20 protein-coding genes and 2 pseudogenes are annotated in these 23,150 nt (G+C 46.3%); 16 read left to right on the top strand and 6 right to left on the bottom strand.

What is annotated here, in order from left to right; genetic code table 11:
- The first annotated feature begins 11 nt into the window (after positions 1 to 11).
- The 7 genes and pseudogenes from abfA to ACQXR1_RS11800 all read left to right on the top strand — a co-directional run bounded on the left by abfA (position 12) and on the right by ACQXR1_RS11800 (position 5,753).
- Positions 12 to 1,514, top strand: coding sequence for an alpha-L-arabinofuranosidase AbfA (gene abfA, locus ACQXR1_RS11830; protein ID WP_014664911.1), 1,503 nt, complete (start codon positions 12 to 14; stop codon positions 1,512 to 1,514).
- Positions 1,515 to 1,664: 150 nt separating this feature from the next.
- Positions 1,665 to 1,991 carry a PadR family transcriptional regulator gene (locus tag ACQXR1_RS11825; protein WP_134975959.1) on the top strand — a complete coding sequence of 109 codons (327 nt, stop codon included), beginning with the start codon at positions 1,665 to 1,667 and terminating at the stop codon, positions 1,989 to 1,991.
- A complete protein-coding gene (locus ACQXR1_RS11820; protein ID WP_134975960.1) occupies positions 1,988 to 2,542 on the top strand; it encodes an HAAS signaling domain-containing protein in 555 nt (184 codons plus the stop codon). Before ACQXR1_RS11825 ends, ACQXR1_RS11820 begins: the two co-directional genes overlap by 4 nt.
- The gene (locus ACQXR1_RS11815; protein WP_243572147.1) at positions 2,539 to 3,432 is read left to right on the top strand and encodes a DUF4097 family beta strand repeat-containing protein; all 894 of its coding nucleotides are present in this window, start codon (positions 2,539 to 2,541) and stop codon (positions 3,430 to 3,432) included. Before ACQXR1_RS11820 ends, ACQXR1_RS11815 begins: the two co-directional genes overlap by 4 nt.
- Before the next feature lie 111 nt (positions 3,433 to 3,543).
- A complete protein-coding gene (gene cstA / locus ACQXR1_RS11810) occupies positions 3,544 to 5,340 on the top strand; it encodes a carbon starvation protein CstA (RefSeq protein ID WP_172640516.1) in 1,797 nt (598 codons plus the stop codon).
- Positions 5,283 to 5,470 (top strand): annotated as a pseudogene (locus tag ACQXR1_RS11805) (hypothetical protein). Before cstA ends, ACQXR1_RS11805 begins: the two are co-directional and overlap by 58 nt.
- A complete protein-coding gene (locus ACQXR1_RS11800; RefSeq protein WP_227099012.1) occupies positions 5,385 to 5,753 on the top strand; it encodes a VOC family protein in 369 nt (122 codons plus the stop codon). Before ACQXR1_RS11805 ends, ACQXR1_RS11800 begins: the two are co-directional and overlap by 86 nt.
- A gap of 38 nt (positions 5,754 to 5,791) precedes the next feature.
- Here ACQXR1_RS11800 and ACQXR1_RS11795 read toward each other — a convergent pair whose 3' ends face one another.
- The 4 genes from ACQXR1_RS11795 to sspI form a co-directional block, all read right to left on the bottom strand.
- Positions 5,792 to 7,126, bottom strand: coding sequence for a (Fe-S)-binding protein (locus tag ACQXR1_RS11795; protein WP_430772228.1), 1,335 nt, complete (start codon positions 7,124 to 7,126; stop codon positions 5,792 to 5,794).
- Positions 7,123 to 8,535 carry a glycolate oxidase subunit GlcD gene (gene glcD / locus ACQXR1_RS11790; protein WP_430772227.1) on the bottom strand — a complete coding sequence of 471 codons (1,413 nt, stop codon included), beginning with the start codon at positions 8,533 to 8,535 and terminating at the stop codon, positions 7,123 to 7,125. Before glcD ends, ACQXR1_RS11795 begins: the two co-directional genes overlap by 4 nt.
- 103 nt (positions 8,536 to 8,638) lie before the next feature.
- Positions 8,639 to 9,745 (bottom strand): CdaR family transcriptional regulator, encoded by a 1,107-nt coding sequence (locus ACQXR1_RS11785; RefSeq protein ID WP_134975964.1) that lies wholly within the window; start codon positions 9,743 to 9,745, stop codon positions 8,639 to 8,641.
- 68 nt (positions 9,746 to 9,813) lie between these two features.
- Complete coding sequence (gene sspI / locus ACQXR1_RS11780; RefSeq protein WP_003222464.1) at positions 9,814 to 10,029, bottom strand: small acid-soluble spore protein SspI; 216 nt, start codon at positions 10,027 to 10,029, stop codon at positions 9,814 to 9,816.
- Between the two features lie 118 nt (positions 10,030 to 10,147).
- Here sspI and ACQXR1_RS11775 point away from each other — a divergent pair, with 118 nt between their 5' ends.
- Positions 10,148 to 10,894: a TrmH family RNA methyltransferase gene (locus ACQXR1_RS11775; RefSeq protein ID WP_014664902.1), complete on the top strand. Its 747-nt coding sequence runs from the start codon at positions 10,148 to 10,150 to the stop codon at positions 10,892 to 10,894.
- Positions 10,895 to 10,960: 66 nt separating this feature from the next.
- Here the strand turns inward: ACQXR1_RS11775 and ACQXR1_RS11770 are convergent.
- Positions 10,961 to 11,168 (bottom strand): annotated as a pseudogene (locus ACQXR1_RS11770) (hypothetical protein).
- An 81-nt stretch (positions 11,169 to 11,249) separates the two neighbouring features.
- Between ACQXR1_RS11770 and pheS the strand changes: the two are divergent.
- A complete protein-coding gene (gene pheS / locus ACQXR1_RS11765) occupies positions 11,250 to 12,284 on the top strand; it encodes a phenylalanine--tRNA ligase subunit alpha (RefSeq protein WP_227098903.1) in 1,035 nt (344 codons plus the stop codon).
- Positions 12,285 to 12,299: 15 nt separating this feature from the next.
- A complete protein-coding gene (gene pheT / locus ACQXR1_RS11760) occupies positions 12,300 to 14,714 on the top strand; it encodes a phenylalanine--tRNA ligase subunit beta (RefSeq protein WP_227098902.1) in 2,415 nt (804 codons plus the stop codon).
- 36 nt (positions 14,715 to 14,750) lie between these two features.
- On the opposite strand, the gene rnhC is transcribed toward pheT, so the two are convergent.
- Positions 14,751 to 15,692, bottom strand: a complete 942-nt coding sequence (gene rnhC / locus ACQXR1_RS11755) for a ribonuclease HIII (protein WP_430772226.1) — start codon at positions 15,690 to 15,692, stop codon at positions 14,751 to 14,753.
- A gap of 133 nt (positions 15,693 to 15,825) precedes the next feature.
- On the opposite strand from rnhC, the gene zapA reads away from it, so the two are divergent.
- The 6 genes from zapA to lcfA all read left to right on the top strand — a co-directional run bounded on the left by zapA (position 15,826) and on the right by lcfA (position 23,077).
- Positions 15,826 to 16,083, top strand: coding sequence for a cell division protein ZapA (gene zapA, locus ACQXR1_RS11750; protein WP_003229534.1), 258 nt, complete (start codon positions 15,826 to 15,828; stop codon positions 16,081 to 16,083).
- A gap of 6 nt (positions 16,084 to 16,089) precedes the next feature.
- A complete protein-coding gene (locus tag ACQXR1_RS11745; protein WP_014664899.1) occupies positions 16,090 to 16,623 on the top strand; it encodes a CvpA family protein in 534 nt (177 codons plus the stop codon).
- 72 nt (positions 16,624 to 16,695) lie between these two features.
- On the top strand, positions 16,696 to 18,408 hold the full coding sequence (polX, locus tag ACQXR1_RS11740) for a DNA polymerase/3'-5' exonuclease PolX (protein WP_227098900.1): 1,713 nt from the start codon (positions 16,696 to 16,698) through the stop codon (positions 18,406 to 18,408).
- Positions 18,409 to 18,428: 20 nt separating this feature from the next.
- On the top strand, positions 18,429 to 20,786 hold the full coding sequence (locus ACQXR1_RS11735) for an endonuclease MutS2 (protein WP_430772225.1): 2,358 nt from the start codon (positions 18,429 to 18,431) through the stop codon (positions 20,784 to 20,786).
- 14 nt (positions 20,787 to 20,800) lie between these two features.
- Complete coding sequence (locus ACQXR1_RS11730) at positions 20,801 to 21,205, top strand: DUF350 domain-containing protein (protein ID WP_003222485.1); 405 nt, start codon at positions 20,801 to 20,803, stop codon at positions 21,203 to 21,205.
- Between the two features lie 189 nt (positions 21,206 to 21,394).
- On the top strand, positions 21,395 to 23,077 hold the full coding sequence (lcfA, locus tag ACQXR1_RS11725; RefSeq protein WP_430772224.1) for a long-chain-fatty-acid--CoA ligase LcfA: 1,683 nt from the start codon (positions 21,395 to 21,397) through the stop codon (positions 23,075 to 23,077).
- Positions 23,078 to 23,150 lie beyond the last annotated feature (73 nt).

The following is a 23,150-nucleotide window of genomic DNA, read 5'->3' as shown; positions in this document are numbered from 1 at the left end:
GGAAACGTGTGATGAAAAAAGCACGAATGATTGTAGACAAAGAATATAAAATTGGTGAAGTAGACAAACGGATTTACGGATCGTTTATCGAACATATGGGGCGTGCGGTATACGAAGGCATATATGAGCCTGATCACCCTGAAGCGGATGAAAATGGGTTTAGAAAAGATGTCCAGTCGCTGATCAAAGAATTACAGGTTCCGATCATCCGTTATCCGGGCGGAAACTTTTTATCCGGATACAACTGGGAGGACGGTGTCGGACCAGTTGAAAATCGCCCGAGACGGCTTGACTTGGCATGGCAAACGACAGAAACCAATGAAGTGGGAACAAATGAATTTTTAACTTGGGCAAAAAAGGTGAACACCGAGGTCAATATGGCCGTCAACCTTGGCACAAGAGGCATAGATGCCGCCCGTAATCTTGTTGAATATTGCAACCATCCGAAAGGCTCTTACTGGAGTGATTTAAGAAGATCACATGGCTATGAACAGCCGTACGGCATCAAAACATGGTGTTTAGGAAACGAAATGGATGGACCGTGGCAGATCGGCCACAAAACAGCTGATGAATACGGACGGCTAGCCGCAGAGACGGCAAAGGTCATGAAATGGGTTGACCCATCAATTGAACTTGTTGCCTGCGGCAGCTCAAACAGCGGCATGCCGACCTTTATCGATTGGGAAGCGAAGGTACTTGAGCATACGTACGAGCATGTCGATTATATCTCCCTTCACACCTACTACGGAAACCGGGATAACAATCTGCCAAACTACTTGGCCCGTTCCATGGATCTGGATCATTTCATTAAATCTGTCGCCGCAACCTGTGACTATGTAAAAGCAAAAACACGCAGCAAGAAAACAATCAATCTCTCTCTGGATGAATGGAACGTATGGTATCACTCAAATGAGGCTGATAAAAAAGTCGAGCCGTGGATCACTGCGCGTCCGATTTTAGAGGATATTTACAATTTTGAAGATGCTTTATTAGTCGGCTCGCTCCTCATTACGATGCTGCAGCACGCAGATCGTGTGAAAATCGCGTGTCTTGCGCAGCTTGTCAATGTCATTGCGCCGATCATGACGGAAAAAGGCGGAGAAGCATGGAGACAGCCGATTTTCTATCCATACATGCATGCTTCTGTTTACGGAAGGGGCGAGTCACTGAAACCGCTTATTTCTTCTCCGAAGTACGACTGTTCTGATTTTACTGATGTGCCATATGTTGATGCTGCTGTTGTGTACTCTGAAGAGGAAGAAACCCTCACTATTTTTGCGGTAAACAAGGCTGAGGATCAGATGGAGACGGAGATTTCGCTCAGAGGCTTTGAATCCTACCAAATCGCAGAGCACATCGTACTTGAGCATCAGGATATCAAAGCGACAAACCAGCATAACAGAAAGAATGTCGTCCCGCATTCCAACGGAACATCGTCTGTTAGCGAAAACGGCTTAACTGCTCATTTCACGCCGCTTTCCTGGAATGTAATCCGCCTGAAAAAACAATCATAAGAGAAGCAAAGCCGGAGATTTCTCTCCGGTTTTTCTTTTTTCTCAGTAGATATCATTCAGTACCTTGTAATGTTCAGTAGTGGATGTTACCATATGGATAAGTGATGGGAAAAATAAACAAAATTGACCAGCCGCAGGGAGGATCTTATGATGAATGCTCAATTCAAAAAGGGAGCATTAGAGCTATGTGTGCTTGTATTAATATCCGAAAAAGACCAATACGGATATGAGCTTTCTCAAAACATTTCCAGACACATGGCGATAGCTGAAGGCACCTTATATCCTCTTCTCAGGAGACTGACGAAAGAAGAATATTTAGAAACATATATGGCGCCGTCTTCCGAAGGGCCTGCCAGAAAATATTACACGATGTCAAAGCTTGGTTTCATGCGAATGAAACTGCTGCTGGGAGAATGGGATCAGTTCACAGCATCTGTCAATCAAATCATTGATGCGGCAAGGGGAGGAGAACGATGAATCAAGAACAGTTTTTACAGGAGTTAAGTAAAGCGTTACAGCCGCTTTCTAAAGAAGAGCGGAATGAGGTCTTATTTGATTTTGAAGAACATATTACAGAAGGGATGAAAGAAGGCAGGCCGGAAGCGGACATCATCAGGGAACTCGGCTCACCAAAACAAATAGCAAAGGAATTGGTGCCAGATGTCACGGAAACTGCTTCAGCAGTGCAGCGCCCTAAGAAGAACCTCTTTCAGATGGCATGTTCAGCAGCAGCGATAAGCATCTTAAATTTGATTTTTGTGCTGGGACCAGCTATTGGCATTTTTGGAGTGTACGTGGGTTTATGGGGGGCGGCGCTTGCACTTTCTGTATCACCAATAATGTTTGTCGGCATGGTAATGTTTCAAATGAATACGCACATGATGCTGGAGTTCTTTTTATCACTCGTGTTTGGCAGTCTGGGGCTGCTCTTGTGTATAGGGCTGTGGCATTTAGGCAAGCTGCTGTATGGCATGAGTTTGCGATATATCAGATATAATTTAAAGCTGGTGACGGGGGCGCAGACATGAAAAAAATCATAATAGGATTGATCGCAGTATTTGCAGTCGGGGTAATCGGGGCTGTTATCTCTGCAGCTGCCTCGGATTTTACAAAAGAAGAGGTGAAAGCTGCCGAAACATATGATCCTGCAGATATTAAAAAAATTGAGGTAACAACGAGCTCGATGCATGCAGAGGTCAAAAGCGGGCAAACGGATGATATTCAGGTAGCTGCTGAAGGGCAGGTCAGTGATAAAAGCAAAAAGCTGTTCGATGTGAGCCAAGATGGAAATTCATTAACAATCAATCAAATAGCACGCGAGAATATCATCTCTTTTATACCGTGGGGCAGCGAAAAGGATATGAAAATCACAATCACGATTCCGGAAAAGAAGTATGATGAGATAACCGTAACGACAACCTCTGGCGATATTTTGATAGAAAATACGCAAGCGGATCAATCAGCTGCTGACTCTACATCAGGAAATATTGAGCTGAAGCATACACGCATCGAAAACGAGCTGACGCTAAAAACAACGAGTGGAGAAATTCAAACTGACCAAAATTCATTCGGCCAAGGTGAGGTAAAGACAACAAGCGGATCAATAAAAAGCAACCGCACAACAGCTGAAAAGGTGAACTATAAGACAACTTCCGGGGATATTGATCTTTTTCAGGATCATCAGAACGAAGAGGTCGACATCGTCACTACGAGCGGAAGTGTGTCAGTAGAGTATCAGAAAGAACCTGCATCTTTGGCAGTGGATTTTCAGGCTGACTCAGGTGATGCCGCGGCCAATCTCGATCACATCTTGTATAAAGAAAAATCAGAGCACCGTATTGTAGGTTATGTAGGTGATAGCGGAACCTCTAACCGTTTAAAAGTTCGTACAACATCTGGAGACATTGAACTAAACTAACTGCCTCAAGCCGGCCCATCCCAGCCGGCTTTTTTGTATAGGAAAAAATGACCGCTTTTCCCCATGAAATTATGATATATTTATGAAAAACAGCAAAGGGGATGGGAGAAAATGAATGCGGTTACAATTGTGATAGCGTCAATGTGTATTTTGGCTATTGCCTATCGTTTATACGGAACATTTATGATGGTGAAGGTTCTCAAAGTGAATGATGACAAGCCGACACCCGCTCACACGCTTGAGGATGGGAAAGACTATGTGCCTACAAATAAATGGGTTTCGTTCGGCCACCATTTTGCCGCGATCGCAGCGGCCGGGCCGCTGGTCGGACCCATTCTGGCGGCGCAGTTTGGCTATTTGCCGGGGCTATTGTGGCTGTTAATCGGGGCGGTAATAGGGGGAGCCGTCCATGATATTGTTGTGCTGTTTGCATCAATGCGCAAAAACGGAAAATCGCTGTCGGAAGTGGCGAAGGATGAGCTTGGCCCTGTTGCAGGCTTTTGTACGGGACTTTCCATGCTGTTTATTATCACGATTACGATGGCGGGTCTCTCGATGGTCGTGCTGCACGCGCTTGAACGCAATCCATGGGGAACATTTGCAGTAGGGATTACGATTCCGATTGCGATGGGCGTGGGCTTATTTTATAAGAAAACGGGAAATTTAAAGCTCGCGTCAACGGTCGGTTTTCTCTTTTTAATGACAGGAGTCTTTATCGGCCCATGGGTACAGACTACCGCGCTCGGTGACTTTTTAACACTAGATACGAAAACGCTTGCAATCGCGCTTCCTGTTTATGCGTTTTTTGCCGCTGCGCTTCCTGTTTGGCTGCTTCTCGCACCGCGTGATTATTTAAGCAGCTTTATGAAAATCGGTGTTTTTATCGCTTTGATTGTTGGTGTGTTTGTCGTCAATCCGTCCATTCCGTTTCCTGCGTTTACAGAATTCGTAAAAGGCGGCGGGCCTGTGCTGGCAGGACCTGTCTGGCCGTTCATCTCAATAACCATCGCCTGCGGGGCGATCTCTGGGTTCCATGCCTTTGTCGGCTCAGGAACAACACCGAAAATGCTGAATAAATGGAGTGATATGAAGCCGGTGGCGTTTGGCGCAATGCTTGTTGAGTGTCTTGTCGGCATCATGGCGCTGATTGCGGCAACCGCCTTACAGCCTGCTGATTACTTTGCGATTAACAGCACGCCGGAGGTTTTCCGTACGCTTGGCATGAATGTCGTCCATCTGCCTGAATTGAGCAGGGAAATCGGCTTGGACTTAGAAGGGAGAACTGGGGGAGCCGTCACGCTTGCGGTGGGTATGACTTATATTTTTACCGGAATGCCGTTTTTCAGCCATTTGGCCTCATACTTTTTCCAATTTGTCATTATGTTTGAAGCGGTATTTATTTTAACAGCGATTGACGCCGGCACACGTGTTGCCCGTTATTTGATCCAGGATTTCTTCGGAGAGGTGTATAAACCGCTGAAGAAAACAGACTGGATTCCGGGCTCTGTATTTGCCAGCGCGCTTGCCTGTTTGATGTGGGGGTACTTGCTGTATTCAGGAGATATCGGTTCCATTTGGGCGCTGTTCGGCGTTTCCAATCAGCTGATGGCGTCAGTAGGGCTGATTATCGGAGCGACCATCGTGTTGAAAATCGCCGATAAACGCCGATACATTTTGACCTGCCTTATCCCGCTTGCCTATTTATATGTCACTGTCAACTATGCGGGCTATTGGATGGTGCGCCATGTGTATCTTAATCCTGAAGCAGCAGGATATAGTGTATTGAATGGCGTATTATCTATCATCATGCTGGTGTTAGGCTTCATCATTATCGTAGCGGCCGTGAAAAAGTGGGCGCAGATGTGGAAAGATCCGAGTTTAAGGATGGAAGCATCTATACCGGGCTAGAAGGACTATTGAAAATGCTGAGGGGGTTGGCGATGAATCTATCAATGAAATATCTTATTCTATACGTATCGGACAGCAAGCGGGCTATTCATTTTTATCGGGATATTTTAGGACTGCCGATTCGTGCTGAACACGGCACGTATGTCGAATTTGAAACAGGATCGACGATATTGGCGCTTAATACACGGGAAAGTGCCAGAGATATCACAGCGCTGGATATTCCGGAAACATCTGCTTCAAACACATTTGAAATCGGGTTTGTTACTGAAAATGTAGAAACTGTCATCAAAAGGATGAGAGAACAAGGCGTCTCGATTATCGGGGAGCCGAAAGTGAAACCATGGGGGCAGACGGTCGCCTATATCGCAGATCCGGATGGACATTATATCGAAATTTGCAGTCCGATGGAATAACGAACAAAAGCCCAAAACAATTTCTGTTTTGGGCTTTCTCATGTTGTTTTCTGCCCGGTTGCTTCTAATAGCAAATCAGCCAGGTGAACGGCTCTGACTTTACCGCTTAGTCCTTCGCGTTCAATCCCGAGCTTCATCTGCAGCAGGCAGCCCGGGTTTGCTGTTACAATGAGGATCGCGTCGGTTGCTTTGACGGCAGCCATTTTACTGTCCAGTATTTTCATAGACATTTCAGCTTCGACGATGTTGTAAATTCCCGCTGATCCGCAGCAGCTGTCTGCTTTCTCCATTTCTCTGAATTCAGCCCCTTTGATGCTCTGGAGCAGCTGGCGGGGCTCAAGCGACGTATGCATTACATTTCTTAGGTGGCATGAATCTTGATAGGTAACGACCTGAGGCGTCCTGAGCGCTAAGTCCATTTGATGGAAATCCAGTTCAACCAAAACGGAAGAAAAATCCTTCAGCTTTTGAACAAAAGCGGCGGCGCGCTCCGACCACTCCGGCTCATCCTTCAGCAAATGATCATATTCAGTAAGAAAGGCTCCGCATCCTCCGGCGTTTGTGATGACAGCCTCCACGTCTAACGCTTCGAAAGCAGCGATATTTTGTTTCGCGAGCTCTTTCCCTGCGTTTTTTTCACCGCTATGCCCATGCAGTGCCCCGCAGCAAGCCTGTTCAGGCGGGATGACAATATCGCAGCCTGCCAGCTGCAGCAGCTTCAATGTGGCATTGTTAGTCGGTAAAAACATCGTATCCATTAAGCAGCCCGAAAAAAAGGCGACCCGTTTTTTCATGGGGCCAATGGACGGCAGGAAACGCGGCCGATTGTTCATTTCTTTGCTTTTTGGAACATCAGGAAGAACAGCTTCCATCGTCCGCAAATGCTCAGGCAGGACGCGAAGCATACCGGTTTTTCGCACAGCGGTTTGCAGTCCTGAACGCTGATACAAACCGATAAGGCTTACAGCTGAGCGCATGCGGCTTTGGTGCGGAAACAGCTCGTGAAAAGCCGTCTTTCGCATGACACGTGCGCCAAGCGAGTGTTTTTTATTTTGGTGGATAATATCTCTGGCTTCCTCCAGCAGCTGACCGTATTTCACGCCGGATGGGCATACGGGTTCACAGGCTCGGCAGCCGAGGCAAAGTGACAGCGAACGTTCGACATCATCATCCGGTTCAATCATACCGTCCGCCACGGCTTTCATTAAGGCGATACGCCCGCGCGGAGAGTATGTTTCCTGAAACCCTGATTCGATATAGGTCGGACAGGAAGGAAGACAAAATCCGCAGCGCATACAATTTAATAACTCACCTTCATCCATACGCTCTTTAAATTCATTTTGGATCTGTTTCATTTCTTTTTCTGTTGTCATCTTTGTGCCACCACACGTTTTCTGGCATCTTTTGCAAACACCTTGCCCGGATTTAATATGTTCTGGGGATCAAATGCCGCTTTCAACGCTTTCATCGCATCAATGCCTTCTTTTTTTAGCTTCATCTCCAAGTAAGGCGCTTTCATGGCCCCGACTCCGTGCTCTCCGGTTATCGTGCCGCCAAGTTCAATCGCTTTCTCAAAAATCTCGGCAAAAGCCTGTTCAACACGCTCCATCTCATCTTCATTGCGTATATCTGTCGTGCATGTCGGATGGAGGTTCCCGTCTCCTGCGTGGCCGAAGGTGCAAATGGAAATATCGTATTTAGCAGCAATATGATTAATCGCTTTGACCATATTGGCGATTTCTGAGCGAGGTACAGTCGCATCCTCTAAAATCGTCGTCGGCTTGAGGCGTGCAAGGGCAGAAAGGGCGGAGCGCCGAGCTTCAGTCAGGGCGAATGCCTCCTCCTCCGTTTGTGCGGTCTGAACGGAAACGGCGTCGCCTTTTTTGCAGATCGCCTCAATCTTTTCCATATCCCGTTCAACGGTTTCAAGCGGCCCGTCTTGTTCAATTAACAGAACTGCTTTTGCGCTTGTCGGAAGTCCGATTTTGGCATAATCCTCAATTACCAATAGTGTAGGCTGGTCGAGAAATTCAAGCGTTGCGGGTATCATTTTCGCGGCAATAATGTCCGATACCGTTTGAGCAGCGGCATCGATGCTTTCATAAAGGGCAAGCAGCGTCTTCTTGGTTTCCGGTTTTGGAACAAGTTTGACGATGGCTTCTGTCACAATACCGAGTGTTCCTTCTGAGCCGACAAAAAGACGCGTCAGATCGTATCCGGCCACATCCTTCGCGAGTTTTCCTCCGGTGCGGATGATGTCTCCATTTGCGAGCACAACCTCCAGACCAATCACATAGTCGCGGGTGACGCCGTATTTTAATCCGCGGAGCCCGCCGGAATTTTCATTGATGTTTCCGCCGATGGTTGATATTTTCATAGAACTCGGATCGGGCGGATAAAACAAACCTTTGCTTTCAACCGCGCGGATCATATCCAACGTAATGACGCCCGGCTGAACTGTGGCAGTTAAATTTTCTTCATCAATCTCAAGAATTTTGTTCATGTGCTTAAAGAGAAGCACAAGGCCGCCTTCAGTCGGGCACGTGCCGCCGCATAGGTTTGTCCCTGATCCTCTCGGAACGATCGGCACGCGATGTTCTCTGCAAATCGTTAAAATTTGTGAAATTTCATCTGTATTCCTGGGCGCAATCACGGCATCAGGCATAGATTGAAACTGCGGCGTCGCATCATAAGAATAAACGAGCCGGCCGGCTTTTGAGTCATCAAAGTTTTCGGGTCCGACGATTTGAATCAGCTGTCCTTTTACATCCTTTGTGAGCATTTTCACCAATCCCCCTGTTGAAAAACGCTTTCAATCTATTGTAAAAGAAAAAAAGAAAAGCTTTCCATGGAGAAACATACAAAAAAAGAATCTAAAACTCTTTCTATTTTGTATCTTGATCTAAAAAATAGAGTGCGACGTACATCGTGACGATATCCTCGGTGCGGTCAAAGTGCAAACCGGTCAGCTGTTCAGCCTTAGCCAGACGATAACGCAATGTATTGATATGAATATGCATATCTTCTGCGGTTTGTTTCAAAGACAAATCATGTAGAAAGAAGGTCCGTATCGTTCTCATTAGTTCCTGATGCCGAAGCGTCTCTCTGAATACTCTTTGCGGAAATTCGTTTCTGGTCCCTGGGCTGATTTCCGTCAGACACATATCAAGCTTCAGATCCTCTTCGAATATGGGCGTTTTTCGCTTAAGGCTGACAGCCAGCGCTTTTTCCGCTTGCTCGTATGAATCTGTCAGGCTGGAGCTTGCGACAGTCCTTCCAGCGCCAGCTGCTGTCAATTGGCTGTTTGCGGTATTGGCAAACGAACAAATGTGAAGGATCTGCCGTAAAAGCCGATCTCTTTGTTCATGCTGTGGCACTTCGTGATTAATCAAAATCCGTTCATTTCCCCACCTGATGAACAAATCCGCAGGGTACGAGGATTTCCAGCTACGTGCCATTTGCTCAATATCATGAGGTGACCACTCATACCCCTGAATCAGAATCATTTGACGCCGGGAGGCAAGGTCAACACCAAGAAGCTGAGCTTTCTCAAGAAAACCCGAAGACCACTCTTTTAATTGCAGCCAATCGATCATAAAAGATTCCAGCATTCTTTCACGCCACTGGGACTGCTCTAAATGCCATGATTCCTTAATGAACAGCTCTGTCATTTTTCGAAGCAGCTCCCCGTAAGGCTGAATCTCAGCGGGCTCACCTGTCAGCCCGAAGACAGCAATCACATCATGATCAGAAAATACAGGGAGGTTAATGCCCGCCTTTACTCCTTTTAACCTTTTTTCATCTTCCTTTGTAATAATGACGCTGCGTTTTTCTTTTGCGCAGAGAAGCGCTCCCTCATGAAATTGTCCGACTCGCTCATCGTTTGTGCTCGCCATAATAAGGCCATCCGTGTTTACGATAATGACCCCACGTTCGTACATTTTTTTGACTTCAGCAATAATTTTTTTCGCTAATAATGGCTGTAAAAACATGGCGTTCCCCCTCATCATGTTTTTATTATATAAGAAAAAAACCGGGCGCAGTCACCCGGTTTCATGTCTTATTGGGCGGGTTTTAATCCGCCTTCAAGCGTTTTCAGCATTTCGTTTTTCTCACTTTCGGATGCGTGCTGCCAAATGACTTCAAATAAAACGCCGAGCCCTGGAAGCATTTTTTCTTCACCGCTTTGAATCGCATCTACAATTGTATGCTCAAGCTGTTCCTGATTATTGCCGGTTACGTTGGCAATGACGGCATGACGTAAATTAAGATCCATGTAAAACGCTCCTTTTCCTAAAATGTAATACGTATATTCTAACCCTGCACCTGGTTTATTATGTGCTGTTCTTGCGATATAATAACATCATGTTAAAAAAAGGAGCGCCACACAGACAGTGAAACATATAGAATCAGCAAAAAACCAAAAAGTGAAGGATTGGAAAAAGCTTCACACAAAAAAAGAACGAACAAAAACAAATACATTTCTGATAGAGGGAGAACACCTCGTTGAAGAGGCGCTGAAAAGCCCGGGTACGGTGAAAGAAATTCTTGTAAAGGATGAAACAAAGATTCCTTCAGATCTTGAGGCGGGTATCCAGTGCTATGTGCTGAGCGAAGATGCGTTTTCAGCTGTGACTGAAACCGAAACGCCGCAGCAGATTGCCGCCGTATGCCATATGCCTGAAGAACAGCTGGCAACGGCACGTAAGATGCTGCTGATTGATGCCGTTCAAGATCCGGGAAACCTAGGCACAATGATTCGAACGGCTGATGCGGCCGGTTTGGATGCAGTTGTACTCGGTGACGGCACGGCCGACGCCTTTAACGGAAAAACACTGCGATCTGCGCAAGGATCTCACTTTCATATTCCTGTTGTGAGAAAAAACCTGCAGTCATATGTGGACGAATTGAAGGCAGAGGGCGTAAAAGTGTACGGCACGGCGCTGCAAAACGGAGCGCCTTACCGGGAAATCCCTCAGTCTGAATCCTTTGCGCTCATTGTAGGAAATGAAGGCGCAGGGGTGGATGCTGCATTGCTGGAAAAAACGGATTTGAACCTGTACGTGCCGCTTTACGGACAGGCTGAATCACTAAACGTCGCAGTTGCGGCTGCCATCCTCGTGTATCACTTGCGAGGATAGTATTGCGCCAAGCGGTGGATTTCTCTATAATAGAACATAATATTTTAAAAACCGTGACAGAGGACCTCAATTTCTGATCAACTGCTTTCCAGGGAGAAAATGCCGCTGACTGAGAGCATTTTTAACGCAGCCGGAAATTGGCTTCACCTCTTGAGTTGTCGCCGGGACCGCGCCACACTGCGCGTAAAGGTGAACCGGAATCTGATTCCGTTATGTCAATGAAGCTGACGACAGCATCAGTCTGTCTGAAATAAGGGTGGTACCGCGGCCACAACTCGTCCCTTGTATAAGGGACGGGTTTTTTTTATTTTCCAAAGACATATGACGGTTTGTTTACATAAAAGGAGGATGCAAAATGGAAGAAAAGCTAAAACAGCTGGAACAAGAAGCCATAGAACAAGTAGAAGCAGCAAGCTCATTAAAGGTTGTCAATGATATTCGGGTGCAATATCTCGGAAAAAAAGGGCCGATTACAGAAGTGCTGCGCGGAATGGGCAAGCTTTCTGCTGAGGAACGTCCAAAAATGGGGGCGCTCGCGAACGAAGTAAGAGAGCGTATCGCTAATGCGATTGCTGACAAAAACGAGAAGCTTGAAGAAGAGGAAATGAAGCAGAAGCTTGCGGGACAGACAATTGACGTCACGCTGCCTGGGAATCCTGTTGCAGTCGGCGGCCGCCATCCGCTCACTGTTGTCATTGAAGAAATTGAAGATTTATTTATCGGGATGGGCTACACAGTCGAGGAAGGGCCAGAGGTTGAAACGGATTACTACAATTTCGAATCGCTCAACCTGCCAAAAGAACACCCTGCGCGCGATATGCAGGACAGCTTTTACATCACAGAGGAAACTTTGATGAGAACGCAAACTTCTCCTGTCCAAACACGGACGATGGAAAAGCATGAAGGCAAAGGGCCTGTTAAAATCATTTGCCCGGGTAAAGTTTATCGCCGTGATAACGATGACGCGACGCACTCTCATCAATTTATGCAAATTGAAGGGCTTGTCGTTGACAAAAACATCAGCATGAGTGATTTAAAAGGAACGCTTGAACTCGTTGCGAAAAAAATGTTCGGGCAAGACCGCGAAATCAGACTCCGCCCAAGCTTCTTCCCGTTTACTGAGCCTTCAGTAGAAGTGGATGTGACATGCTTTAAATGCGGTGGGAACGGCTGCTCAGTATGTAAAGGAACAGGCTGGATCGAAATCCTCGGCGCCGGCATGGTTCACCCGAATGTGCTTAAAATGGCTGGCTTTGACCCGAAGAAATATCAGGGCTTCGCATTCGGAATGGGTGTTGAGCGCATCGCGATGCTGAAATACGGCATTGATGATATCCGCCACTTCTATACAAACGATGTCAGATTTATTTCGCAGTTTAAACAGGCGTAAGAGGAGGATGCAAGGATGTTTGTTTCTTATAAATGGTTAGAGGATTATGTTGATTTAAAAGGCATGGACCCGGCTGTTCTTGCTGAAAAAATTACAAGAGCCGGTATTGAGGTTGAAGGAATTGAATACAAAGGAGAAGGCATCAAAGGCGTTGTCATCGGCCATGTGCTGGAGCGCGAGCAGCACCCGAATGCTGATAAGCTGAATAAGTGCCTTGTGGATATCGGAGCGGAAGCCCCTGTGCAAATCATTTGCGGCGCGCCGAATGTGGATAAGGGACAAAAAGTCGCAGTTGCAACAGTCGGAGCGGTGCTGCCGGGCAATTTCAAAATCAAAAAAGCCAAGCTTCGCGGTGAAGAATCAAACGGCATGATCTGTTCTTTACAGGAGCTTGGGATTGAAAGCAAACTTGTGGCAAAGGAGTATGCGGAAGGCATTTTCGTATTCCCGAACGACGCTGAAACAGGAAGCGATGCTTTAGCGGCTTTACAGCTTGACGATGCGATTCTTGAGCTTGGCTTAACACCAAACCGCGCGGATGCCATGAACATGCTTGGTGTTGCTTACGAGGTTGCGGCGATTTTAGACACTGAGGTAAAGCTTCCGCAAACGGATTACCCGGCTGCTTCAGAACAAGCGTCTGATTACATTGCTGTCAAAATCGAAGATCAGGAAGCAAACCCGCTGTATGCTGCAAAAATCATAAAAAATGTCACGATTGCTCCGTCACCGCTTTGGATGCAAACAAAGCTGATGAATGCAGGCATTCGTCCGCACAACAACGTTGTTGACATCACAAACTTTGTCCTGTTGGAATACGGACAGCCGCTTCACGCGTTTGATTATGACAGATTTGGCTCTAAGGAAGTCGTAGTAAGAAAAGCAGCTGAGAATGAAATGATCGTCACTCTTGATGATCAAGAACGTAAGCTGTCTGCCGATCACCTTGTCATTACAAACGGAACGAAAGCGCAGGCCGTTGCCGGTGTCATGGGAGGAGCAGAGTCAGAGGTTCAGGAAGATACGAAAACGATTTTGCTTGAGGCTGCTTATTTCAACGGGCAGACGGTTCGCAAGGCTTCCAAGGACCTTGGTTTGAGAAGTGAATCAAGCGTAAGGTTTGAAAAAGGAATTGATCCTGCGCGCGTGCGTCTTGCAGCAGAACGGGCTGCACAGCTGATCCATCTGTATGCCGGCGGTGAGGTGCTTGCTGGAACGGTTGAGGAAGATCACCTGACAATCGAAGCAAATAACATTCACGTGTCTGCTGACAGAGTGAGCAGCGTTCTAGGCATGACGATCAGCAAGGAAGAACTGATCAGCATTTATAAACGTCTTGGTTTTACGGTTGGTGAAGCGGATGATCTTCTCGTTGTGACCGTCCCATCACGCCGCGGCGACATTACAATAGAAGAGGATTTAATCGAAGAAGCGGCAAGACTGTACGGCTACGATAACATTCCGTCTACGCTTCCTGAGACAGCGGGAACAACAGGCGGATTAACGCCATATCAGGCAAAACGCCGTAAAGTCAGACGTTTCCTTGAAGGCGCAGGCTTATCCCAAGCCATCACTTACTCATTGACAAATGAGAAGAAAGCGGCAGCGTTTGCGATTGAAAAATCACTGAACACTGTGCTTGCGCTTCCTATGAGTGAAGAAAGAAGCATTCTCAGACACAGTCTTGTTCCGAATCTGCTTGATTCTGTTTCTTACAACCTCGCGAGACAGACTGACTCAGTTGCACTGTACGAAGTCGGTTCCGTTTTCCTGACGAAGGAAGAGGACACAAAACCTGTTGAAACAGAACGCGTGGCAGGAGCTGTTACCGGATTATGGCGCAAGCAGCTATGGCAGGGTGAGAAGAAACCAGTTGATTTCTTTGTTGTCAAAGGTATTGTCGAAGGGCTGTTAGACAAACTCAACGTCCTAGACAGCATTGAATTTGTACAGTCTGAACGCAAACAGCTGCACCCGGGCAGAACAGCGAACATTTTACTGAATGGCTCTCTGATCGGCTTCATCGGCCAAGTCCATCCTTCATTGGAAAAAGAACTGGATATAAAGGAAACATACGTATTTGAGATTGATCTTCATGCGTTACTTGCAGCAGAAACAGCACCGCTTGTTTACACGGCGATTCCGAAATATCCGTCTGTTACACGTGATATCGCTCTTGTAACAGATAAAACCGTCACAAGCGGCCAGCTCGAGAGCATCATTAAAGAGGCTGGCGGCAAGCTTCTGAAAGAGGTAACCGTATTTGACGTATACGAAGGAGAGCATATGGAGGAAGGCAAGAAGTCAGTCGCTTTCTCACTCCAGTATGTTAACCCTGAACAAACACTGACTGAAGAAGAAGTGACAAAAGCGCACAGTAAAGTGCTGAAGGCGTTAGAAGACACATATCAAGCTGTTTTAAGAGGCTGATAAAAAAAGCTTGCAGAGAAATCTGCAAGCTTTTTTCTATGAACGTTTTTTATCAGCAAGGCGCTGCGCTTTTTGCGTATTGGCGAAATGGAGTTTTGTAAAGGCTCTGAGTGCGGATGCCCCTTTTTTGAGGATCAGCTTGGCTGCCGCTTCATCGACGTGCGGACCGGCTCCTTTCGGCAGCGTCATTCCTGCCTCGCGTGATAGTTTATCCATTTCCATTAAAAATGAAAATCTTGCAATGATTGAAGCAGCGGCGACAGCCAGGTGAATACCTTCAGCTTTTGTGCTAAAATAGGTCCGCTCCTTCACAATGTCTCTGCCCTTTAAATGATTGAAGTAGACGCCTGGCTCAGCGAATTGGTCAATCAAAATGGCCTCAGGCTTTATTCCATCCATTTTCCTTAATAAATGGGTGATCGCCTGATTGTGCAGCAATGCTTTCATTTTCCCTTGGCTCATGCCTTTTTCCTGCATGCTGTTATACTTTTCATTCTTTAACACCAGCAGGCTGTACGGAATGGTTTTAATCAGGTTTCGGGCAATCTCAATGATTTGCGGATCCTTTAAATCCTTAGAATCCTTCACACCGAGTTCCTTCATTAAAGGAAGCATGGTTTTGTCGACGTACGCGCATACAACCGTCATTGGACCGAAGTAATCTCCTGTTCCGACTTCGTCAGAGCCGATAACAGACATGCCGGCGATATCCGCCGGAGGGGCATAGCGGGGATCAGCGGGCTTTTTGGCCGGTTTCTTCTTTTCCTGAGGCTCAGCTGTTCCCCAGCGCGCGGATTCTGCCGCTGCGTTTTTACCTTGAAACAAGACCTTGCCTGATTGATATGCTGTAATGGTACAGCCGGGCGGTTTCGCCTGAAAAACGGCTCCCTGTGGAACAGAGGCGGTAAGCGAACCGCTGTACGTCATTTTCATTTGGTCAATAGCAGACAACGATACTTTTATCACTGAATGGGACACGTAATAATCTCCTTTTTTTACACTTTTCACTGTATATACCAGTGTATCATAACAGCGGGAGGCTCGTCTTTCCATTCATTTAATAAACGTGTTATGATAAGAACTAGGATTCTCGCGGAATGGAGGAGAAACGTTGTCTGACGGCAAAAAAACCAAAACAACCGTTGACATTTACGGCCAGCACTTCACGATAGTCGGTGAAGAAAGCAGAGCCCATATGAGGTATGTCGCCGGAATTGTTGATGATAAAATGAGAGAAATCAATGAAAAAAATCCATACCTTGATATAAATAAACTTGCAGTGCTGACAGCGGTAAATGTGGTGCACGATTATGTTAAGTTACAAGAGAAATGTGAAAAACTGGAGCGTCAGCTTAAAGAAAAGGATTGAACAACTATGCTGGATATCATCATCTTAATCTTGCTCCTGATGGGGACTTTACTGGGGTTAAAACGCGGTTTTATCCTGCAGTTTATCCGCTTGACGAGCTTTATTTTATCGATCGCCTTTGCGGCTTTATTCTATAAAAATGTGGCGCCGCATTTAAAGTGGATTCCCGCACCCGACTTTTCAGCGGGACAGCCGGCTCTTTCTTTTTTTACGGGAAATTTAGAAGCGGCCTATTATAATGCGATTGCGTTTATCGTTTTATTTATCATCGCTAAAATCTTACTGAGAATCATCGGCTCGTTCTTGAGTATTGTCGCCGGCATTCCGGTGATCAAACAAATCAACCAGTTGCTGGGCGCCGTTCTCGGTTTTCTAGAAGTCTATTTATTTACATTTGTGCTGTTGTATGTCGCATCCGTTCTGCCGGTAGATGCGTTGCAGCAAATGATGGGGCAATCGTCTCTCGCAAATGTGATCATTAACCATACACCGTACTTGTCAGGGCTTTTAGAAGAGCTGTGGACACAGTACGGGGCATAAAAAACTTCTCTTGTCCGGAGAAGTTTTTTTCGAGTATGATGGAAACATATGTGAACGTCTGGGGGTTATTGTATGCATAAAAAAGATATTATCCGGCTGCTTGAAACCATTGCAGTCTATATGGAACTAAAGGGGGACAACCCGTTTAAAGTGTCCGCATTCCGAAAAGCAGCGGCAGCCCTGGAACAGGACGACCGAAGCTTATCAGAAATGGACGATATGATGTCGCTGTCCGGCATTGGAAAAGGAACGTACAGCGTCATTAAGGAGTATATAGATGAAGGAAAGTCAAGCACGCTCGAATCGTTGCAGAAAGAAGTGCCGGAAGGACTCGTGCCTTTATTGAAGCTGCCGGGGCTCGGCGGCAAAAAAATCGCAAAGCTGTATAAAGAGCTCGGCGTACATGATGCAGAATCTCTGAAGGAAGCCTGTGAACAGCAAAAAGTGCAAGGCCTTGCGGGTTTTGGCAAAAAATCAGAAGAAAAAATATTACAGGCGCTCGGAGAAGCCGGAAAGCAGCCTGAGCGGTTCCCGATCGGATATGCCCTCCGGATCGCGCGGGATATTGAGGAGCATCTTTCTCAATTTACGCATATCATCAAATTTTCTCGTGCCGGAAGTCTTCGCAGAGCGCGGGAAACGGTGAAGGATTTGGACTATATCATTGCTACAGATCAGCCGGCTGAAGTAAGGGAACAGCTTCTTGCACTGCCAAACATCAACAGCGTGATCGCGAGTGGAGATACGAAGGTGTCCGTCATCCTTTCCTTTGAATATGAAACGAGCGTCGATTTCCGTCTTGTGACGGAAGAGCAGTTTCCGACAACACTCCATCATTTTACGGGATCAAAGGATCACAACATTAAGATGCGCCAAATCGCAAAAGAACGCGGCGAGCGGATCAGTGAATACGGCGTTGAGACAGTTGAAACCGGTGAGATCAAAACATTTCCGAGCGAACGTGAATTTTATGCGCACTTCGGCCTGCCGCTGATTCCGCCGGAAATTCGTGAAAGCGGACAGGAAGTGGAAACCTACAGCGATAGCATTGAACTGATAGAGCCAGGGCAAATCAAGGGAGATCTCCACATGCACTCAACGTGGAGCGATGGTGCGTTTTCGATCAGAGAGATGGCTGAAGCATGCATCAAAAAAGGCTATCAATACATGGCGATCACCGATCACTCACAATATTTAAAGGTCGCCAACGGGCTTACTGCAGAAAGACTTAAACAGCAGGCAAAAGAAATTGACGCGCTGAATGCTGAGTTCGAAAACTTCCGTATCTTGAAAGGCGTCGAGATGGATATCCTGCCTGACGGTACGCTCGATTATGATGACGATGTGCTGGCGGAAATGGATATCGTTATTGCATCGATTCATTCCAGTTTTAATCAGCCGGAACACGTGATTATGAAGCGGCTTGAGACGGCACTGACAAACAAACATGTTGACATTATCGCACACCCGACCGGACGCCTGATCGGCAGACGGGCCGGTTATGAAATCGATATTGATAAGCTGATTGATCTTGCGAAAAAAACAAATACGGCGCTTGAACTCAACGCTAACCCTGCGCGCCTCGATCTGCGCACAGAGCATTTACTGAAAGCAAACGAACAAGGGGTTACATTGGTGATTAATACTGATGCCCATAACATTGAGATGTTAGACGATATGAAAACTGGCGTTACTGCCGCGCGCAAAGGATGGACGGAAACGAAAAACGTTCTGAATGCCCGGTCGCTTGAAGACGTAGAGGCATTCCTGAAGCGCAACGATTAAGTAAGGAGGCTCACACAATCGTGCAGCAAAAAGTATTATCAGCTCTTGAATTTCATAAAGTGAAAGAACAGGTTATTGAGCATGCCGCTTCATCGCTCGGAAAAGAAATGCTTCTCCAGCTTAAGCCTTCTGCTTCTATAGACGAAATCAAAAAACAGCTGGATGAAGTAGACGAAGCTTCTGCCATTATCCGGCTGAGAGGCCGAGCGCCGTTTGGCGGTCTTGTTGATATCAGAGGAGCATTAAGACGAGCGGAAATCGGCAGCGTTCTCAGTCCTTCAGAATTCACTGAAATCTCAGGCCTGCTTTATGCAGTTAAACAGATGAAACATTTTATCACCCAAATGGCTGAAGACGGTGTTGACATTCCGCTGATCCATCAGCACGCTGAACAGCTTATCACGCTGTCCGATTTAGAACGGGACATTAATTCCTGCATCGATGATCACGGAGAAGTGCTTGATCATGCATCGGAAAAATTGAGAGGAATCCGCACGCAGCTCAGAACCCTCGAATCGAGAATCAGAGACCGGTTAGAGTCAATGCTGCGTTCCTCTTCCGCTTCAAAAATGCTGTCTGATACGATTGTTACGATTCGGAATGACCGCTTTGTAATCCCGGTCAAACAGGAGTACAGATCAAGCTACGGCGGAATTGTGCATGATACTTCGTCCTCCGGCGCAACACTATTCATTGAACCGCAGGCAATTGTAGATATGAACAATTCCCTTCAGCAGGCGAAAGTGAAAGAAAAGCAAGAAATCGAACGGATTTTGCGTGTGCTGACAGAGAAAACGGCAGAGCATACAGAAGAGCTATTTCTAGATTTGCAAGTGTTGCAGACGCTTGACTTTATTTTTGCAAAAGCAAGATATGCAAAAGCGGTCAAAGCGACAAAACCGATGATGAACGACACTGGCTTTATCCGCTTAAAAAAAGCCCGCCATCCATTGCTTCCGCCTGATCAGGTTGTTGCCAATGACATTGAGCTTGGCGGCGATTTTTCAACCATTGTCATTACAGGGCCAAACACCGGGGGGAAAACAGTCACCCTTAAAACGTTAGGCCTGTTAACCTTAATGGCACAATCAGGTCTTCATATCCCGGCAGATGAAGGGTCAGAAGCGGCGGTATTTGAGCACGTATTCGCTGATATCGGTGATGAACAGTCGATTGAGCAAAGCTTAAGTACGTTCTCATCCCATATGGTGAACATTGTCGGCATTTTAGAACAGGTCAATGAAAACAGCCTTGTGCTTTTCGATGAACTTGGTGCAGGGACAGATCCGCAGGAGGGGGCGGCCCTCGCCATGAGCATCCTGGATGACGTGCATCGCACCAATGCACGAGTGTTAGCTACGACGCATTATCCGGAATTGAAGGCGTACGGCTATAACAGAGAAGGCGTCATGAATGCGAGCGTTGAATTTGACATCGAAACGCTGTCACCGACCTATAAACTTTTAATTGGTGTGCCGGGACGAAGCAACGCTTTCGAAATTTCAAAACGCCTTGGACTTCCAGACCATATTATCGGGCAGGCGAAGTCAGAAATGACGGCTGAGCATAACGAAGTTGATACAATGATTGCGTCGCTGGAACAAAGCAAAAAACGTGCGGAAGAAGAGCTTTCTGAGACAGAGTCAATCAGAAAAGAAGCGGAAAAGCTGCACAAAGAGCTGCAGCAGCAAATCATCGAGCTTAACAGCAAAAAAGACAAAATGCTCGAGGAGGCTGAACAGCAAGCGGCTGATAAAGTAAAAGCGGCAATGAAAGAAGCCGAAGATATTATTCATGAATTGCGCTCCATAAAAGAAGAACACAAATCCTTCAAGGATCACGAGCTGATCAACGCGAAGAAACGGTTAGAAGGCGCAGTTCCTACCTTTGAAAAGTCCAAAAAACCGGAAAAAATGAAAACGCAAAAACGTGACTTCAAGCCAGGTGATGAGGTGAAAGTCCTCACCTTCGGGCAAAAAGGAACATTGCTTGAAAAAACCGGCGGCAATGAATGGAATGTACAAATCGGCATATTAAAAATGAAAGTAAAGGAAAAAGATCTGGAGTTTATCAAATCAGCTCCGGAGCCAAAAAAAGAAAAAATCATTACGGCGGTCAAGGGAAAGGATTATCATGTATCGCTTGAGCTTGATCTTCGCGGCGAACGCTATGAAAATGCCCTCAGCCGTGTTGAAAAATATTTGGACGATGCAGTGTTAGCCGGATATCCTAGAGTGTCAATCATTCACGGAAAAGGAACCGGCGCTTTAAGAAAAGGCGTGCAGGATCTTCTGAAGAACCACCGCAGCGTCAAAAGCTCCCGTTTCGGTGAAGCAGGTGAGGGAGGATCAGGCGTTACGGTTGTTGAACTAAAATAAAAGGGAGTATGGCCATGAGTGATTTTTGGGAAAACGAGCTTGTGGAAATCGCGGCGTATTACAGTGTCGCGGTTCTCTGCCTCGTCCTCTTTTTGACTGTGTTTGAGCTGGTGACGGCTTATAAAAACTGGGAAGAGATTCAAAAAGGAAATCTTGCGGTGGCAATGGCGACCGGCGGAAAAATTTTAGGAATCGCAAACGTGTTTCAGCATTCCATCTCCCAGCACAATTCGCTGCTGCAAATGATCGGCTGGGGCGTTTACGGATTTGTTATGCTTCTTTTAAGCTATTTTATTTTTGAGTTTTTGACTCCGCGGTTTAAAATTGATAAGGAAATCGAAAATGATAACCGGGCTGTCGGCTTTATTTCATTTGTCATTTCTGTCGGGCTTTCATTTGTGGTGGCAGCCGGAATATAAGGGGACGGAGAATAGATGGAAAAGCTTGCAAAAGTACTGCTCGCCGCGGCGGGAATCTTTTTGTTAATTGGTCTTATATATCTGTTCGTATGACGAGAAAAAGAAAGATTTACCTTTCTTTTTCTTTTTTTTGTCGTCCATCTGCTATAATGATAGGGTGGAACTCTAAAATCGAAAGGGGGAGATTTTATGCAGTCTCAAAAGCCGTGGCTTGCCGAGTATCCCGACGATATCCCGCATGAGCTTCCGTTGCCGAATAAAACCCTGCAATCCATCCTGACAGACTCCGCCGCACGATTCCCTGACAAAACCGCAATATCTTTTTATGGAAAAAAACTCACCTTTCATGACATTCTGACGGATGCTCTTAAACTCGCAGCTTTTTTGCAGTGCAATGGCCTGCAAAAAGGAGACAGAGTGGCTGTTATGCTGCCCAATTGCCCACAAACAGTGATTTCTTATTATGGTGTCTTGTTTGCTGGCGGCATCGTGGTGCAGACGAACCCGCTTTATACCGAGCATGAGCTTGAATATCAGCTCAGAGACGCTGAAGTAAGTGTGATTATCACCTTAGATTTGCTTTTTCCGAAGGCAATAAAAATGAAAACGTTATCAATAGTCGAACAGATTTTGATCACCAGCGTAAAAGACTATTTGCCTTTTCCGAAAAATGTTCTTTACCCGCTCACGCAAAAACAAAAAGTGCATATCGACTTTGACAAAACAGCTAACATTCACACGTTCGCTTCCAGTTTGAAGCAGGAAAAAACTGAACTCCTGACAATCCCGAAGATCGATCCTGAGCATGATATCGCTGTCCTCCAGTATACCGGGGGAACAACCGGAGATCCCAAAGGGGTCATGCTTACGCACCAAAATATTTTGGCCAATACTGAAATGTGCGCCGCTTGGATGTTCGATGTGAAGGAAGGCGCTGAAAAAGTGCTGGGCATTGTCCCGTTTTTTCATGTCTACGGACTGACGGCAGTCATGAACTATTCGATTAAACTAGGCTTCGAAATGATTCTTCTTCCTAAGTTTGATCCGCTTGAAACACTTAAAATCATCGACAAACACAGACCGACGCTCTTTCCAGGGGCACCGACAATTTACATTGGCCTTTTGCATCACCCCGAATTGCAGCATTATGATCTGTCATCCATTAAAAGCTGTCTTAGCGGATCAGCCGCGCTCCCTGTGGAGGTAAAGCAGAAATTTGAAAAGGTGACTGGCGGAAAACTTGTGGAAGGCTATGGTTTGTCTGAGGCATCCCCAGTGACGCACGCCAACTTTATCTGGGGGAAAAACAAGCCGGGCAGTATCGGCTGTCCTTGGCCGAGTACGGACGCCGCGATCTATTCTGAAGAGACGGGTGAGCTTGCCGCTCCGTATGAGCATGGAGAAATCATTGTAAAAGGTCCGCAGGTCATGAAAGGATATTGGAACAAACCAGAGGAAACCGCCGCTGTTCTGAGAGATGGCTGGCTGTTCACCGGGGACATGGGCTATATGGACGAAGAAGGTTTTTTCTATATTGCTGACAGGAAAAAGGATATCATCATTGCCGGAGGTTACAATATTTACCCGCGTGAAGTAGAAGAAGCGCTTTATGAACATGGAGCCGTCCAGGAAATTGTCGTCGCAGGTGTGCCCGACTCCTACAGGGGAGAAACAGTAAAAGCATTTGTCGTATTAAAGAAAGGCGCAAATGCCGATGCAGAAGAACTGGACGCCTTTGCGAGATCCCGACTGGCGCCATACAAGGTGCCCAAAGCCTATGAGTTCAGAAAAGAGCTGCCGAAAACGGCGGTCGGAAAAATTTTAAGAAGGCGTTTACTTGAAGAAGAAGCCGAAAATCATCATATCAAATAAAAAAGAACGCCTATGAATAAACTTGACAAACCCGAAAATCCTTCTTATCATGAAATTATGAATGAATAGTCAT

Source organism: Bacillus sp. ATD, from assembly GCF_050585765.1.
GTDB classification, from domain to species: Bacteria; Bacillota; Bacilli; order Bacillales; family Bacillaceae; genus Bacillus; species Bacillus stercoris.
This window is presented reverse-complemented; position numbering and strand designations above follow the sequence as displayed.